At 72.3% G+C, this 17,451-nt stretch carries 2 protein-coding genes (1 of these 2 running past the window's edge); both read right to left on the bottom strand.

From position 1 onward, the window contains the following. Positions 1 to 2: 2 nt before the first annotated feature. Positions 3 to 1,031, bottom strand: coding sequence for a hypothetical protein (locus IEZ31_RS37840; protein WP_190254908.1), 1,029 nt, complete (start codon positions 1,029 to 1,031; stop codon positions 3 to 5). A 158-nt stretch (positions 1,032 to 1,189) separates the two neighbouring features. Continuing rightward, positions 1,190 to 17,451 carry the 3' portion of a WXG100-like domain-containing protein gene (locus tag IEZ31_RS37835; RefSeq protein WP_190254907.1) on the bottom strand. Its footprint extends 15,151 nt past the window's final position, so only the last 16,262 of its 31,413 coding nucleotides appear in the window; its start codon lies beyond the right edge, outside the window; the stop codon is at positions 1,190 to 1,192.

Genomic DNA, 17,451 nt, shown 5'->3' with positions numbered 1-17,451 from the left:
GGTCACCAACCTCCGGTGGTGGGGCGGAACGGGTCCGGTATGAAGGGGCGACCCCACTGGTCGAGGCCGATGGGAAAGCCCAGGGTGCCCGGGTGCTCGGCGGCGACGGTCGTGCTGTGGCGCAGCCGCCGCAGCGTCTCGTCCCACCGTCCGGCGGCGTCGGGTCGCTCGCCGGTGCGGTCCCGCAGCAGGACCCGCAGCGGCCCGTCGGCGGCCGGCTCGTCGACGGCGAGGACGGCGAACCGGCTGCCCGGTGGAAAGGCCGCGCCGGGCTGCTCCTGCGGCAGGAACCGGTCGACCCGCCGCGCGCTGACCGACCAGATGACGTACTCGACCGCGGCGCCGGTGCCGGTCGCGCCGGTCAGCCAGACGTCGACGAAGGCGGGTTCGACGAGCTCGTCGCCGGCCCGGTAACCGGCTCCCACCGCGGCCTGACCGGCGGCGAAGACCGGGCCGATGACGGCGGGCAACCGGCGCAGCCCGCTGGTGGCACCGCGGGCGATCAGGCTCTCCGCGCCGTCCGGGCGCCCGGCCGCGCCCCGCAGCGCGTCGTTGACCGCGTCCCGCTCGTGCATGTACGCGCAGAGCGCCACCAGGTCGGTGATCAGGTCGGCACCGCCACCGGCGGCCCGCAGCCCGGGCTCCTCGGCGAGGGTACGGGTGACGACGCGAGCGTACGCGTCGTACCGGTGCTGCAACGTGCGCCGCAGCCGGGCCCGGTCCTCGGCGCCCCAGCCGGCCGCATCCAGCCAGCGGGGCGCGCCCTCCGGCGGGGCCGCGGGAGGCGGTGGCGCGGGCGCGGGCCGAGCCGGGGCCGCCGCCACCGGGGCGTCGACGGGCGGGGACGGCTCCGGTGGTCGGGCGACCGGCAGCGCGGGCAGCCCGCCCCACCGGCTCGACCAGCGGCCCGGATCGAGGACGTTCGCCCGCGAGCCCAGCGCCTCGGGCGTGTCGTTGACCCGGGACGGCCGGGGCGTCGGCGCCGGCACCGCCGCGGTTCGCAGGGCCGGGAGTGGCCTCGGTCTGGTCAACCGTTCCTCCCTGTTCGGCCGGTCGGCGATGGACGTGCACGTGTCCCCGAGACAACGGATCCCGCGGCCGGCGGGTTCGACGGCCCGCCGGCCCTTGTTCCTGGAGCCCGCTCGGAACGCCACGCGACCCGGAGCTGACCCGACCACCTTGCCGCCGCCTACTCGGAGCCGTCGGCCTGCTCGAAGCCGCCGTCGAGCTCGATCTCGTCGTCCAGCTCGATCTCGTCGTCCGCCTGGCTGTCGGTGTCCGGCTCGTCGCTGATCGGTGGCACCAGTGGTTGCCCGGCGGAGATCGGATTCCGGGGCGCGGTCGTGACCACGATGGAACGCCGGAGCTCGTTGTTGCTCAGACCGTCCCGGCGGATTCCGGGGAGGGCGTCTCCTCGTGTCGTCGAAGCGAAGGTGATGAACCCCGGCGGCCATCGGCGCGCCGGTCCGGGCGGGTTGTACTTGCTGATCAGGGATCGGAGGGCCACGACCAGCGCCTCGGCCCGCCGGCGGCCGACGAGGTCCGCCCCGTCGCTTCGCCGTCCTCCGTTTCCGCCGCCCTCGACCGTCACCCGGATGCCGGTGCCGCCCCGCTGGTACTCCTGGATCGCACGCGCGTAGATCCGCTCCGCCAGCACGGTCCATCCGCGCCATTCGTAGCTGACCCGCGTGCTCCCCTCCGGGACCGGAACCAGCTGGCCGATCTCGGTCGGGTTGCCGGGTCCGGTGCGCCCGAGCGCTTCGATGATCCGGCTGAGGTCCGCGATCGCGCGTCGCTCGTCGGTTCGAACGACGTCGGCTCCGCGTGCCGTGTCGCGAAGTCGTTCCAGCGAGGTGATCAAGCCCTGGACGTTCGGGTTCGCGGCGACCGGGGCCGGATCCGTGATCGGGGCGACGGCGCGGATCTGGCGCAGGACGGTGGCGAAATCGTCGTCCGTGCGGAGCGGGGCCAGCCCGTGATCGGTGCGCCAGTAGAGGGTCCGCAGCGCGCCGATGATCCGGTAGGCGACAGTGGTCCATGATCGCGTCGAGACGTTGGACCCCGCGAAGCTCGCCGGTTCATGCTCGTGCTGGTAAGCGAACCGGGCGACCGCGGCGATCTCGGCGAACTTGGCGTCGATGGCCGTCCTGGGCATGGTGTCCGAGGGCTCGATCAGGCGCAGCTCGAACAGCCCGAGCGGGCGTTCGTCCCCGTGGGTGAGGTCGAGTTCGGCGTAGGTGTTCTCCATCCCGAGGGCGCCGTCCGGGCCGACCGGGCGCGGTGGATGCTCGTACAGGGCGGCGTCGAGAACCTCCGAGTGTGTCGGCGACGCCACATTGCCGTCCCACGGGATGACAAGGTCGAGCAGGTCGTCGGGGTGGTCGCCGCGGCCGATCGAGGGCCGCCTGGTCGCGCTGCGCTGGCCGTCGGTCAGGTTGGGCCGGCTGGCGCGGTAGTGCTGCTTGAACAGGTCGCGGATCTGGTCGGCGTGCGACTGCAGGAAGTCCCGCACCGGCTGCGGCAGTGCCGATCGCAAGTTGCCGAACGAGGTGCGGGGCGCCACCGCGACCATCGACTTCACGATGCCGTCGCTGTCGTGCGACAGCAGCCTGGCCGCGACGACGGCGTAGACCAGCGCGCCGTACGCCCGTAGCGCCTCGACAACGGGCTCGTCCCGGGCGAGGTCCACCAGGTCGGCCCGCAGCGGTCGGCCGTTCGCCGCCAGGTATGTCGCGGCGAGGTCGTTGGCGAAGGCGGTCGCCTCCGCGGCCCATACACTGTGCCTGCGATGCGGTTGAAGGCGCTCAGGCGTGTCGAGCCAGCTCAAGATCGCATAGAGCCCGCGTACCATGCTGGCCCCGACCGTGACCTGAAGGCGGATGGTGGGTTCTCGACCGGGATCGGGATTGGCGACCCGAATCGCGGTCGCGCTCTCGGCGACCTCGTAGCCGTCCCGCTTGCGGAAGATGTCGGTGAGCGGCGTTCCGTTCCGGGCGGCGGACACCCGGGAGAGGCGGCGCAGGACATCGTCGATCGCCTCGGTCATCTCCGGCCATCGCGGAGCCGTTTCGCCTGGCAGGACCGAGACCGGCTCCGTGACGACCTCCAACCCGAAGGTCCGTTCCTTGGTGCGAGACTGATCCATGACATGGGCGAGGTCGATGTCGCTCCAGTACTTGCCATCGCGAAAGTGCCCGATCGCCTCCACGACGAGCGAGAGCAGGCCGTTCCCCACGAGGGTGCGTCCCTGCATCGGCCGATCGTCCCTGGGGTACACGAGGATGAGGTCGTTCAGTTCGGCCTCGACCCCCATCATGCCGCCGGGCAGCCCCGCCGGCCAGCCGAACTCGACCACGCGGCCGGCGACAGCGTTGGTGTAGTCCCGGATGTTGTGCCGCCGGTGCGACCCGTCGGTGACCAGTTCCCGCCATTCGGCGTACACGTCGTCCCGGTCGAGGTGCGCCAACCCATGGGCCGCGCGCCAGGCGCGAACGTCGGCGTGGTCGTTGACCTCCCGGGTCAGTTTGTCGAGCGACGCGTTGCGAGCGGTCCGGGCGGCGGCGATCGCGGTCCCGCGGTCGGTGGCCCGGTGCTCCTGGACGTGGTCCGCCGTGGTCAGGTCACGGTGCCGGACCAGCCATCCGCCGTTTTCGGGGGTGGCGACGATGGTCCCCTGCGCGATCAGGTCCGCCGTGGGGACGCGCGGGTTCTCGTGGTCGGCCCCGTCGTCGGAACTGTCGTCGGTCCTCTTGCCGGTCCGGTCGACGACGACCACCTGCTCCCAGTCGTTGCCGTCTGGCCGGTCGAGCGGTTCCGGCTGCACCAGTTGCCGGCTGCTCGGCAGGCCGGTACCCAGGGCGGCCAGCCGCTCGAAGGCGAGGTTGTAGGCGAGCAGGAGGTTGCCGAACTCGGCGCGGGTCGTGGCCAGGGTGTCCTCGGTCACGGCGTCGATCCGCCCGCGCAGCGACGCGAGCCCGTCGACGAAGCTCTGCCAGGCGGCTCGGGCGTCGTCACCGGCCACGCCCCTGCCGGCGACCGACGCCAGCACCCGGGCGTCGAGCCCGTCGACGCGCCGTGCCGCGGCGTCGACCTCGGCCCGCAGCCGCGCGACCCCGGCCACGGGACCGGTGGTGGCCCGCGGCGGCGGCGTGTCCCAGTGCACCTCGGCCGGCAGGACCGTGGCGTCGTGACCGCCGCCGGCGTTTTCGGTACTGTCGGGCGGCCGTACCCGGGTGGGCATGAAGTGCTCGAGGACCAGCACGATGACGTGGGTCGGGTCGACGTCGGGGCCGCCGGGCTCCAGGTACGTGATCTCGTCGGTCCCCCCGAGGCCGTGGAGGTCCACCCGGAGGTCGCCGCCGGCGTCCGCCGAGATCCGGCTCGCCCAGCCGAAGAGCCGGTGCATGACGTAGAGGAAGTGGTTTCCCGCCGGGTGGTCGTAGTTGCCGTAGTTCCGCAGCGCGGCGGCGAAGCTTTCGATGGTGATCGCCGTCTCGGGCCTCAGGGTGGGGAAATCGGGACTGTCCGCCGGCAGGATGGAGACGCCCCCGAGCGCCAGCTCCCGCCGTACGGTGGCGTTGCGCGGCGTCAGTTCCACGAGGTCGGCGAGGAAGCCTCGCAGGGCCGTCGCGTCGTCGATGCGGCCGGGGGCCGGTATTCCGGCCGCGTCGGCGACCAGCCTGGCGGCATCGGTGACGACGTCCGGCGTGATGGTCTCCAGAGCCGCGGCGAAGGCGCAGTCGCCGTTGTCTCGCACCCAACCCACCTGCCGCCGGTTGGTCACGAGCCATTGCCGCTGAGCGAGCGTCGGGGCGTGGAAGCCACCGGGAACATTGCGGGTGCCCGCGTACCACCAGAGGTCCCGATCGTCCGCCGGCGTCGACGCCGGCACCGTCGCCTCGGCGTCGTCGTCGCTGGTGGACACCTCGTCCTCGTCGCTCCGGTTGACCTCGTCGCCGTCGTCGGTGCGGTCGGCGGGGGCAAGGTCTTCCCGGTGGAACCGGTTGAGGAGACGGCGGAGGGTATCGGTGAGGGCGAGGGTTTCGCTGACGCTCTCGCCCGTGTGGGTCCCGGCGTGCGTCTCCACGAGCTGGATTCTGGCCGCCGCCCTCGGGTGGCCGGCGACGTAGTCGCGGAGCTGCTGTTCCGTTGCCGCAAACTCGTCGCGGGCCGCGCGCTGCCGGGCCAGGAAACGGCTCAACGTGGGCTCGGCCGGCCGCACCAACGGTTCCGCGTGCTGCTCGCTGTCGTTGCGTTCCTCGCTGTCGTCGTCGTTACGCTGCTCGCGATCGGGTTCGCTGTCGCTGTGCTCCGGGGTGTCGCTGATCGGCACGCTGTCGGCGATCAGGTTGCGGTGATCGGTGTCGGAGCCGTGGGTTTCGGTGGTGTCGAGGTCCTCCCGTCGGTACTGGTCGAGGAGGCGGCGGAGGGCGTCGATGCGCTCGCCGGCACCGGTGTTCTCGCCGACGGACGCCGAGGCGAGCATCTCCACCACGGGCAGCCGGGCCCCCGAACCCGGGTGGGTGGCGACGTAGAAGCGGAGTTGCCGCTCCACCTCGGCGTACTCGTCGCGGGTCGCGCGCCGCTGCGCCAGGTAGCGGCTCAGGCTGGGCCGGGACGGCCGCTGCACCAGGCGGTCCGCGCGCCGCGTCGCCGCCTGCACCGTGCCCAACGGCCCGGTGGCCGTGCCACCCGGACGCGAGGGGAGGGGCGGCACGGCATCGGCCGAGCGCGTGTCGGCTGGGCCGGCCGGGGACTGGTGGGCCGCGTTCAGCAGGGGGAGCGCGTGATCCACGGCCTCGTTCAGGCTGTCGGTCAGCCGCAGCGCGTTGGATTGGCGGTGGACGACCGCCCACTGCCCGAGGAACCGATCCCGCAACACCACAACCCGGTCCCGGCTCAGGCGGCTGACCTGGCGGCTGCGGTACAGCGACTCCCGGTCGGCGACCGCGTCGCCCAGGTGCGGCAGCACGATGACCCGGCCGTCGCCGAGCGAGCCGGGGCGCAGCAGCCGCTCCGCGATGGCGGCGTCGTCGGCGGTGTCCATCACGTCGCCCGTGGCCGCGAGCCGGCCCCGATGGACGACGAGTTGCCGGCGCAGCTCCCAGCCGTGCCGCTCGAGCAGGTCGTACAGCTCGACGAGGACGCTCGCCGGACGTACCCGTGCGTCGGGTCGGCCGCCGGTCAGGCCATCGCTCGTGTTGAGGAGCTGCCCGCCGCCGAGCATCAGCCGCGCGGCCTGGAACACCCGGTCGCCGTCCACGTCCGCTGCGGTGGCAGCACGGTCGCGCCGTGCCTGCCGTACCACGTCGCGCAGGGCCGTCAGGTCGTCCCTGCGGACGCGTCTGGCGGCCAGCAGCGGCTCTGACCGGTCACCGTCGAAGGAACGGAGCCGGTTCGACGCGAACTGCAGGACCTGGGCGAGCCACCGGTCGGCCCCGTCGTCACCGGCCCGGGACAGGGTGATGGGTCCCCTTCGGGCCACCTCCGCCGCGAAGCCGGCCACGTGGGATCCGGCATGGTCGAACCGCACGACCGCCTGGCCGGTGAGGGGGCCGAGCCATTCGAGGTACGTCTCGGCGTCGATCGGATCGGTGGAGTGCGCGGTGCGGATCAGCCCGTCGGCGTCCACCCAGCCGGGCTCCCGGATCACGGCGACGAACGAGAAGTTGTCGTTGAGGAACTCACCCATGGTGGCGTACTGCGGCTGTGCCGGCGCCGGGCCCGGCATCATCCTCGCCAGCAGCTGCCGCGGGTCGGTCAGCTGCCACGCGTGCGGAGCCGCCGGGTTCGGGATCGACCCCGATCGGTGCCGTGTGGCCGGCGGCGCCGGTCGTTCCCGCTCCGCCGGTACGGTCGAGACGTCGCTGATCGACTCCGCGTCGCCGGTCGGCGGGGTGCCGGGTGGCTCGGCCACCCTGCCGTGCTCGGCCGGCGCGGGCCGCTCCCGGGGTACGAGGGCGGCGTAGTGGCCCCCGCCGAGCCGGACGTGGATCGGACTTCCGGTCGGGTTCGGCGCCGTCACCGCCTCCACCCCGTAGTGCCGGTGGACGTTGATCGTGCGGCGCAGGAGGCGCATGAGCAGCGGCATGGTGAGATCGCCCGCGTCCTCGTTCCAGTCCGCGTAGACCGCGGCCGCCAGGGACCGCCGCAGGTCGTGCTCCACGTCCGGACGCTGCACGGTTGGATGCGCCTGGAAGAAGGCAACGAGCGTGGCGTCGTCCATGTCTTGCACGTGCCGGACCACCCGCCGCCGGACGCCCTGCGCGATGTCGCCGAGCTCCGCCCAGCCGAGACCACGGGGGAAAGCGGCCGGGTAGCGGCGGAGGACGGCGAGCCGTAGCAGGAACTCGCGTTGCTGTGGCGTCCAGCCTCCCAGCGCAAGGACGGCTTCCGGATCCGCGACGATCACTGCGTAGTAGGCGCACCACCCGTCCGCTCCCACGGCGACCTCGAGGAAACCGTCCATCCCGGTCGGGGTCGGTCCCGCGAACGGTCGGTGACCGGCGCTGGTTGTGGGTGCGGCCGGTGGGGACGGTGGGTTCGGGCTCGGGGTCGGGGACGTGCTGTGCTGTTGCGCCGCCGGGCTCGTGGGCAGCGGGCTGGCGACGCTGGTTGTGGGTGCGGCCGGCGGCGACGGTGGGTTGGTGTTCGGCGTCGGGGGCGTGACGTTCCGGTCGGTCGACGGTTCCGTTGCCGAGTCGGCGGCCTCCGGAAGGAGCGGCGTTTCGTCGAGGTCGAGCGGCGGGATCGAACTGCCCTCTTGCGGGCCGGTGAGCGGCGCCTCGACGATCACGACGACCCGGTCGCCGACCTGGACGCGGCGCACCGAGTTGCGGGGCACCTCCAGCAGGGTGCGCCCGGGCCCCTCGTCGCCTTCGAGGAAGGCGTAGTACTGGTTGGCGGAGTCGGCTTGCCGCGCGCGGGCGGCCTGGTACCAGCCGTTGACCGCGGCCGGCACCGCCATGGCAACGGTGTCGAGGGCGCCATCGTCGTCGGGAGAACCGACGAATCGTGAATAGAGAAACGCCTGTTCGACCTCCGTATGCACGATCCCACGCTCCGCCCGTATCGCCATGAGCAGCAGCAGGGCCTGGTCGGCAGCGTCCTCCAGGTACTGGAACGGCGCGCCGGTCCCGAGTCGACTGGTCACGGCCGCCCAGTTCTGGCGATCGGTGTCCCAGACGATCGCGACCGAGCCGTCGCTCAGGCCGGCGGCGAGCGCCGCGGAAAGCTGCGCCCAATCGGTCCGGGAATGGAGAGCCGGCATGATCAGGACCCGGCCCCGGCCGTCGGTGTCGTCCGCCGCCAGATACTCCGATATGCCCGTCGTGCCGGGTCTGGCGCGGTGCTCGATCCGTTGTCCATCGTCGGTCAACTGACCCGAGTCGACGACGACGGCATGAAGGATCGCGTCGCCGCGCCGGTTGGTGACCGTTCTCAGGCTGTTGTAGATGGCGGCCGACACAGTTCGCAGACCTTCGGGTGCTCCGGTCAGATAGATGTGTTGCGCCAGGTCGAACGGCGAAGGAGGACCCGAGGGACTGGCCGTCACGTCGTCGTGGGGAAAGCGCGGGAGATCCTCCGGACGTGTCTGCCCGGGCACGCCGAACAGCCGCAACCACTCGTCGACCAACGACCGGTACGCGGCCGGTCCCTCGGCGGCGGCCGACCGGGCGACCTCGATGGCCGCGTCGAGCGAAAGCCCCATCCGGAACGCGACCCTTCCGGTCGTGTCGGGGAGGAGGCCAGGCGCCATGTAGCGAGGAAGGTACACAGACCAGGTCTGCGATCCGACGATCGCCGGAATGCCGCGGGTGGCGAACTCGATTGCCACCCGAATCGGGCGGCGGTGAGCGCCGGCGGGCACGATGACAACCCAGGGGGCTGTCGGATCCCCCGCATCCGGTACCGCGGGCCGTGGATCTGCCAGCACCTGCGCGGCGACCTGACCCGGTTGATGAAGGGCGCCGTCGTCCACGACCAGAACGCGTTGGTCCAGCGGCGCCGGCAGCACGTGCATGCCGGCCGACTCCGGCGTCTGCGGAAGCGTCAGCACGACCTGGCTCGCCTGCCCGCGGACGGTGACGTACATCTGGCGGTACACCGCCGGCGAAACCGCCACCGTACGCTGCGGCGGGTGCGAGTACGCCGATCGGAAGACGGCCTCGCCGCGCTGGATCGCGGCGACCTCGCCTTCGGCCAGTGGGAGATTGACCCACGACGCGGGTGCGGGCAGATGGTTGGCCACGATGCTGCGCAGCAGCGCGTACGGCGGCTGCCATCCCAGGACGAGGAGCGTGCCCACGACATCGGCCAGGCCGGCCAGGGTGACGTCGATGGGGCGACCGTCCGGTCTCGTGATCGTGGTCCGCCACCGGCCGACCCGGTCCACGGGCCGGTGGATCGGCACGACGCCGAGGCCGCGCAGGTCGGCCAGGAACTGGACGTCGGAGCTGACCGGCTCGGCGAGGATCAGGATGCGCGGTGCATCGGGCCACACCACCTCGGTGACGTACTCCTGCGCGGTGAGCGTTCGCCCGGACGGGACGCGGATGGTGGCGCCGTCGATCCGGCCGGCCTCGAACACGAGGTGTCCGCTGTCGAGGAGCCCCTGCGTCACCGACGGTGGCGGCGCCGAGGGCAGCAGTGCCGTCAGCGGCGCGACGACGGTCCCCGACTCGTGGTAGCGGGTCACCGCCACGGGGTCGGACGGTCGCCCGACGAGCGCGATCGAGGATGCCTCGTTGCCGTCGACGGCGGGCAGTTCGGCGACGTCGACGTCGATCCGGCCGTACGCCCGGACGAGCACAACTGGCGAATCCCCGGGACCGACCCGGGCGGTGAGGGCACCGTCGCGTACCGCGGACCGGATCGCCTCCGGCGACGGATCGTCGAGTTGGAGCATGAGGGAGTCTTGCGGCGGCGACTGGACAACCAGCCCGAATTCCCGTGCCCAGGTCCATGACTGGGCTTCCCGTCGGAGCAGCCCGTCCTCGAGCCGCGCGGTCAGGGCGTCGGCTGAGACCGGGTTACGAAGCGCTTCCTCGAGGTGGACCACGGAGCGATGGTCCAGGCCGGGGACGGTCCGCACGGCCGCGACGGGCACCCGGAGGTGGATGTCGTCCCGCTCCGCGCGGCGGGAGTCCACGACGAGGAACGGCCTGGTCCGGGCCAGCTCGACCAGGTTGCGGACCCAGTCGAACCATTGCGCGGTGGGTCCGCCGACGAGCTCGCGCCGTATCACGATCCCCGTCTCGTCGGTCCCCTCCTCGGCCCGGTCGCTCGGCGGCGACGTGTGGTCGAAGAGGCGGCGCAGCCCGGCGGCATCGTCGTCGGTCGCGGTGCCGGCCTCGACCCGTCGAACCAGCTCGCGCAGCACGGTGGTGTGGGCCACCTCGGCGAGGGTGGGAATCCGGGACCGCGTCGAGCCGTCCGGCTCCCAGACACGCCACCTGGTCACGACGACGCCGTTCACGAGCGTCACGGCCTCCGGAGCCACGACGGCGACCTGCTGCGCCAGGGCCCGGATGAACGGGCCGCCGTCGTCCGCCCGCGGTTCGGCGTCGGCGAGCACGACGAGCAGCGGTCGCCGGTCCGCGGGTTCGGGCAGCCAGTCGCGGAGGTACTCGGCGGCCTCCACGGGCCCCCGGCTGAGCCGCAGCGAGCGGTCGTCCTCGGTGAGCCTTCCGCGCTCGACCACGACATGGCGGGCCGTGGGCCAGCCGAGCTGGTCGACGAACGCCATGAGCTGGTCGTGGAGGAAGGTCGACGGGTACCGCCCGGGTAGGCCGTTCTGCACGGCAAGCGCCACGGCTTCCGGTCGATCGGGGAACTCGCGGTCCATGAGGAGGTGGTGCACATTGCGATGTCCTGCCGGCACTGCCGACAGGTTGGTGAGCAGATCAAGGTAGTATCTCTGCCCGGTCACTTCCAGGTGTTGAGCCCAAGGCCCGACCGCCAGGCCGTCCCATGCGCCGATAGTGGTGGCCAGATACTGCTGCAATTCACGCGCCGCGATGCGCGGGTCGTCGACAAGGTAGGCGGCGTCGGCCTCGGCGTCATCAGGCCGGCGTCCGTCAACCCGTGGATACAGCGCCGGCCGGACTCCATTGATCCACATCCCCGTCGGATAGCCTCCGTTGAGGATCACGACGACATCGGCGGGTGGTTGGTTGCCCTCCTGCGGCAGCGTCATTCGGCGCCCGTGCGCCTGGGCCGGAAGCACCCACGGGTATTCGCCCGCCGCGCCGGGCTGCCCGGTCTCGGCGGGCACCGGCCACACACCCTGCAGGGCCCACTGGCGCCAGGACTCCGCACCCTGGAAAGGACCATCCAGGGGCACGGGCAACTCGGGTGGCGGCGGGCCGATGACGTCGTAGGGTGGCTCTGCACCGACCACATGCCCACCGACCATGCCGCGGACCCGGTGGAACAGCCTCCTGGCCCTGCTCTCGGGGTCCAGTGGGCCGAACGTGACGCGGTACGTGTCCCTCGTGGTGTGGTCGACGACGGTCAGCGTCCGCACGAAGAACTCGCCGGTGGTCCGTCGCTCACGGTTGGCCTGCACCAGCAGGTGGTGGAACTGGCGTGCCGTGCCCGGAGCCGCCTCGGTGAGGACCACGGTCACCCGATCCTCGGCCGAAGGGAGGCCGGTGCCCCGCACTTGCCCAACCGTGTTGATGTCCCTGAGCAACTCGCCGGCGTTCAGCAGCCGCACCATCTCCACCATCGCCGGCCCGGGCCGGCCCGGCGGCTGCTGGAGGAGGAATCCACCGGCGACGACGGCGGGCAGCGCCGACTCCCCGTGCCAGAGCCTGGCCACCACCGTCAGACCGGACTCCGGCTGGGCATACTCCGTCGCGACGCTTTCGGCCAGCCACCGCAGCCGCTCGACGGCGGCGCGCCCCACGTCGTCCTCGTTCAGGTACGCCGGTTCGAGGACCACGGCGCCGTACGCCCGGGGTCCGTGGGTGGGGTCGTCGGCCTGACCGGGCGCGACCGCGGCTGGAGCCGCCAGCCGCCAAGCCCGCAGCATGCCCTTGGGTTCGACCGGCCGGGGCTGTTCCGCGACAAGGGCGCGCGCGCCCCGCACCTCGGCCTGCAGCCGCACGGCCCGGACACGCACCGCCACATCCGCGGAGGCGGGACCCTCCGTCCGCGCGTGCTGGTGGATCTCGAAGCGGATCCGGGGGTGATGGGTCTGGTCGATCTCTTCCCGCAGGATTCGCTGCACCGCGTCCGCGCGCCGCTGCCCGGCGTTCACGGCCTCCGGCTCCGAGCCGGCGTGACCGTCGGCCTCGATCGAGACCCTGATCATCTCCGTCTCGGGCGACTGCGCCAGCTCCGTGACCGCCTGAACGACGTCCGCCAACGTTTCGATCGAGTTCGGCTCGACCGTCAGACCGTCCGGCCGCAGGCGCAGCGACCACGAACCGTCGGGTCCGCGAACGACGGCGAACCGTGGCTGGCCGTCGCCGCCGGCGACTCCGCCATGGTCTGCACCTGGCCGCTCCGCCCCGTCGCGGGCGATCTCGACCCAGTCGGTCCGCACGTCGACGCGCTGGAACGTGGCCCCTGGGATCGCGGCCTCGAGTTCCGTGATCGTCGCCATGATCCCGGCCGGAACCAGCTCATCGCCGAAGCCGACCGCGAATCTCGGCGTACCCGCAGCATCGCCGACCGCGGTGCGGACGGCGTCGGGGGTGCTGGCCGGACGCAGCCAGATCCCGCGCGGCAGGACCTGCAGTTCCCAGCCGTCCGGCAGCAGGTAGGTGTCCGGTGCGGCCAGGCGGTTGTTGAGGACGCCGTGCACGTCGACCGACGAACCGGCATACCGTACGGGCCGGACCTCGGCGGCCTCGGCCAGCGACACGAACGTCCGCCGGCCGAGCCGGTCCGTCGGTACCAGGGTCAGGTGAGCGGGCAGGGCATCGCCGACCGCGAGTTCGCCGGGCGGCAGCACGACCGCTACGTTCAGGTGATGCGCGAGGTCGGTCGCCGACCAACGCAGGCCCGATCCGGTCGTCGGGCGGTCGGCGAACCGCAGGTCGACCACCAGCCCCAGGCGTTCCGGTTGGTGCAGCGCGGAGACGACGGCGACGACGTCCCGTGCCCGAACCGGACCCAGCACGACAAGGCTGGCACGGCTGGTCGCCGGCAGTTCCCGGACCGGGTCCAGCCGGGGACCGTCCGTCGCCCCCATCACGAACCCCGCCGGTACCTGTACCAACGGGTGATCGCTCCTCCGGAGGGCAGGACCGACGTAGGGCCACCAACGAGGCCGCCCCGGGTCGACGAGCTCGATGGTTGGCGCGAGCCCCTGGAGGTCGATCTGACTGAGCACCCACCGCCGGACCGAATCGGGAACCGCGGCCGCGGGCTGTCCGGCACCGCCCAGGACAATGGTGTTCCTTCGCACCTCAGGCGGCGCGACATCGCCCGGTAGCTGCCCGGGGCGGACCCACGCACCCGCACCGACATCCTGGATGGCCCACCCGTCGGCCAAGGGCAGGAAGCCCCCGACCGCACCATCGGTCGGGTTCGGCAGGACGTCGTAGCTGCGGGCGAGGACGCGGGCCGTCTGCCCCCCGGTGACATCGGTCGGGATGACGAACTCGGGCCGGGTCGCGGCATCGATCAACCGATCCGCCGGCACGATCAGCCGACTCGCCCACATCCGTGCCGCATGCTCGATCAGGTGATCCGCGGTGCGCGCGGGCCCGTCCCAGTTGGCGGTGACCCAGGCGGCCACGGCATAGCGCACCAACTGGCCCCATCGACCCTGCCCGGTGGGGGAGGCCTGAACGAGATGGATCGGCGGTTCCTCGCCTCCCGGCCAGAACATGGCCGGCGGCTGGTCCCGATGCCAGACCAGCACCGGGCGGTCGACGAGGCGTCCGAGGAGGTCCAGCAGGATGGGTTGCACCTCGGGGTGCGGCTCGGCGGCCCGGACCTGCTCGGTCACCCAGGCCCGCAACCGCTCCATGTCGGCGTCGTGGATTCCGGGTACCTGGTGCGCCAGCAGCCGCGGCCGGAGCCGCTCGATCGTGTTGTCGGGGAGATCCGTCACGAGCTCCGCGAGCCGACCGCGGACAGCGGTCTCCACCGCGCCCAGGAACTCCGTGTCGTACTCGGGCAGGTGCCCGTCCGTCGCAGGGTTCGCCAGCCGCTCGAAGATGTCCTCCTCGGCCTCCGTCCAGCCCTCGATCGCCTGCAGATCGTCCTGCGCGGCAACGATCGCGGCGGCGAACGCCGCGTGCTCGCCCACGCCGTACGCGACCCGTGCGTCCACCGGCGGCCGAGGGCCGTTCCGGGTCGCTCGTACTCCGGAACGGTGCAGCATGTGGAGGAGGTGCGCGCCGAGCAGGAACGTGTAGTCCGAGGCACCCGCGGGAAGGCCGTGATGTTCATCGCGCACGGCAAGCCAGAGCGCCTGGTCGACGGTTTCCCTGGCTATCCGCACCATGCCGTCCAGTGCCCACACGCGCCGCTGGATCGGGGCGACCGATGACTCGACGTCCCGCCGCTCCTCGGCCCGCGCTTCGTCGATCAGCGCCGCCAGATCCTCGTTTTCCAGTTCGGCGACCAACCTACCGGTGCGGATCTCCACGTACACCGCACGCCACTCGACGACCTCGGTGTCCTCCTCGGACGCCCGGGCAATCAGGATGACGCCCGGTCGAGCCAGGAACTCGACGTCGGCAGCGGTCGCGGCCGTAAAGATCAGAACCTGAGGCCCGTCGATCTGTCCCCGGTACTGCTGATCGACCATCCCGGCGAGCCGTGCCGGCAGTTCGACGCCCCGGTGGATCAGGCCCGGATCGATGCCGACCCGACCGTCGGCGAGGACCCGCAGGTCGAGCGACGGATCCAGCAGCCGCGCGGCGGCCCGAACCGGTCCGAGCTGGAAACCGCCGTGCCGGCCGATGGCGGCGTGCACAACCTGCCACAGGTCCGCGGCCGTCACGAAGTCCTGACCGGCCTCGAAACGCCGACGGCTCACCTTCAGGGCGAGGGCGGCCAACCGCTGGACGTACCCCGCGCGAAGTTCCTGGACCAGGCCCACCAGACGATCGGAGGAGGGGTTCAACAGCGACCCGTCGTCCCAGTTGGGCGCATATCCCCAGTATTGGTCCCGCTGATCGGCATCGGTCGCCTCGATGATCGCGAGGACGCCACGCTCGGCGAGGTCCTCAACGAACTGCGGACCGACGTCGGTGGCCGTTCCGATGAGCACCACGACCGGGATGTCCTCCGGGGTGGGGTTCGACGACGGAGGCGTCGTTCCCCTCCAGTGCCGGCCGAGGTACTCCGTCGCGGTCAGGCGCGAATCTGGCTGCTCCGGGTCCCGCACCAGCGGCACGTGGTGGATCAGCAGGTTCCGGCCGCTCGACGACGATCCGCGGGCGGCGCCGGACCCCTCGGCCGGCGTCGTGCCGGACGCGTCCCTGTCCGGCTCGGACCCGTCCCCGTCCGAGTCGGGCTCGGACTCGTCGTCGGACGGGTGGTCGCGCCGAGCGCTGAAACCGCCGCGCAGCCGCAGCACTGCGCCGGCCGGCGGCTCGGCGTCGTTGCCGGAAGTGCCGTCGCCGGCTTCCGCGGCGAGGTTGTCGTCCGTCATCGCCTCGTCGCCGGAGGTCAGCTCGGAGTCGTCGTCCGACATCGCGCCGGTGTCGTCGTCGGCCTCCAGTGACGCCAGCAGATCCGGGTCGAGGCGCTGTCCGGTCAGCTGGAACCGGTACTCGTCCAGTGCCCGGACGACGCCGATCCACCGGTCGCGGGATTCCAGCAGGACGTCGCGATGTGTGTCGCGCACGAGCTGGCGTCCCCCATTCAGCCTCCGCGCGTACCGGGTGGCCACGGCCAACGCGGGGTCGAGCAGCGGCCGCACGTCGTCGCCGGCCATCGCGGCGGCCACCAGTTCCAGCAGGTGCAGCCCGTCGGTGTCGTTCAGCCTGGTGTGCGGGTGTTCGTCGACGTCGGCGGCCAGCCAGTCCGCCGCCAGTTCACGTGTCTCGACCAGCGCCGTGCGGAGCTCGGCGATCGCCGCAGCGACCGGGAGGTCCGCCCGGCTGCGGGCGATGGCCGACAGCACCCGCCCGCGCAGCGGGCTCGGCCGGGACCCGTCGGCCGCCGGCCGGTCGTATCCGGCGTTGACGATGTAGTCGAAGGTGGCGAGGTGCCGGTGTAGCTGGGGCTCGTCGACCCACTGCTCGCCGAAGTGGCGGACCTCCACGACGGCCAGCGGCTTGCCGAGCCTTCCTCCGTTGTCGTCCATCGTCGGCATGTTGGCGCCGATCTCCAGCGCATCGTGTTGGCTCACCGGCGGGTCTCCCGGTCCGAGCGGCCGCAGCGCGTTCGCGAGGTAGGTCCGCACCGTGCCGGCGCCGGGGTTCCACAGCGGCAGGTCGAGCAACTGGTCCGGGGGCACCGGCGACTTGACGCTCGTGATGAAGGTGTCGAGCAGCAGCGCGGTGATCTCGTCGTGGTGCTGGTCCAGGAAGTCCTGCCCGGTGGACGGCAGTCCCGCACGGAGGCCCGCCAACGCCGTACGGGCGGCGGCGGCGACGTAGTTCTTGCTGAACACCCGGTTCGCGGGCGGCCTGGTCCCGTGGTCCAGCACCGCGGCGACCTGCGCGTACACGAGCGCGAGGTAGCCGCGCAGCTCGTCGGCACCCGGCACGTCGGTGAGGAAGGGCAGCGCGAACGTCGGCACCCGTTGCCCGAGATGCTCGGTCAGGTACTCCCGGGTCACCAGGGTGCCGAAGTCGAGTCCGTTGAACAGGTGCATGCGCGACCTGGGGTTGTACGTCGTGCCCTCCGCCACGACCTCCAGCGGTGCGACCAGGGCGTGCGGCGCCGCGCCGACCGTGAGCTGCACGTACAGTTCGCCGGGCGGGTTGGACCGGGGCCGGATCACCACGTCCGGCACCTCGTGCGCGAAGCCGTCCGCCTCCGGGCCGTCCGCTTCCGGGAACACCGCGGTCAGCGGCGTGGGCCCGGTCACCGCGGCCAGCCGGGCGCGCAGATCGGCGAACGCGTCGAGCACCAGGTCGGGGTCCGCCCGGTTCTCCTCGCCGAGGACGCTGGCCATCGGCAGCGTGCGGACCTCCAGGACGTTGCCGACGTCGGCGGTGGCCGACAGCAGGTTGGGCCTGCGGAACAGCTCCCGGTCGATCAGCCGCTCGACACCGCCGGGATGTTCGAGCTCGAACCCGCCGAACTCGACCTCGAACGCGACGGCGCCGCCGAGCAGCCCCGCGGGCTCGCCGGGACGGCGTGCCCGCCGTACGCCGGGAGCGACCGGCACCCCGTCCCGCGCCGCTGCCGGCGGGTCCGGCTCCACCAGTTCGCGGCTGCGTGGCAGGACCGTGCCCAGGTCGGCGAGTCGTTGGGCGGCGAGGCCGTAGCCGAGGAGCAGACTGCCGAACTCGGTGCGGGTGGTGGCCA

Source organism: Dactylosporangium sucinum (genome assembly GCF_014647515.1).
In the GTDB taxonomy this organism is placed as follows: domain Bacteria; phylum Actinomycetota; class Actinomycetes; order Mycobacteriales; family Micromonosporaceae; genus Dactylosporangium; species Dactylosporangium sucinum.
This window is presented reverse-complemented; position numbering and strand designations above follow the sequence as displayed.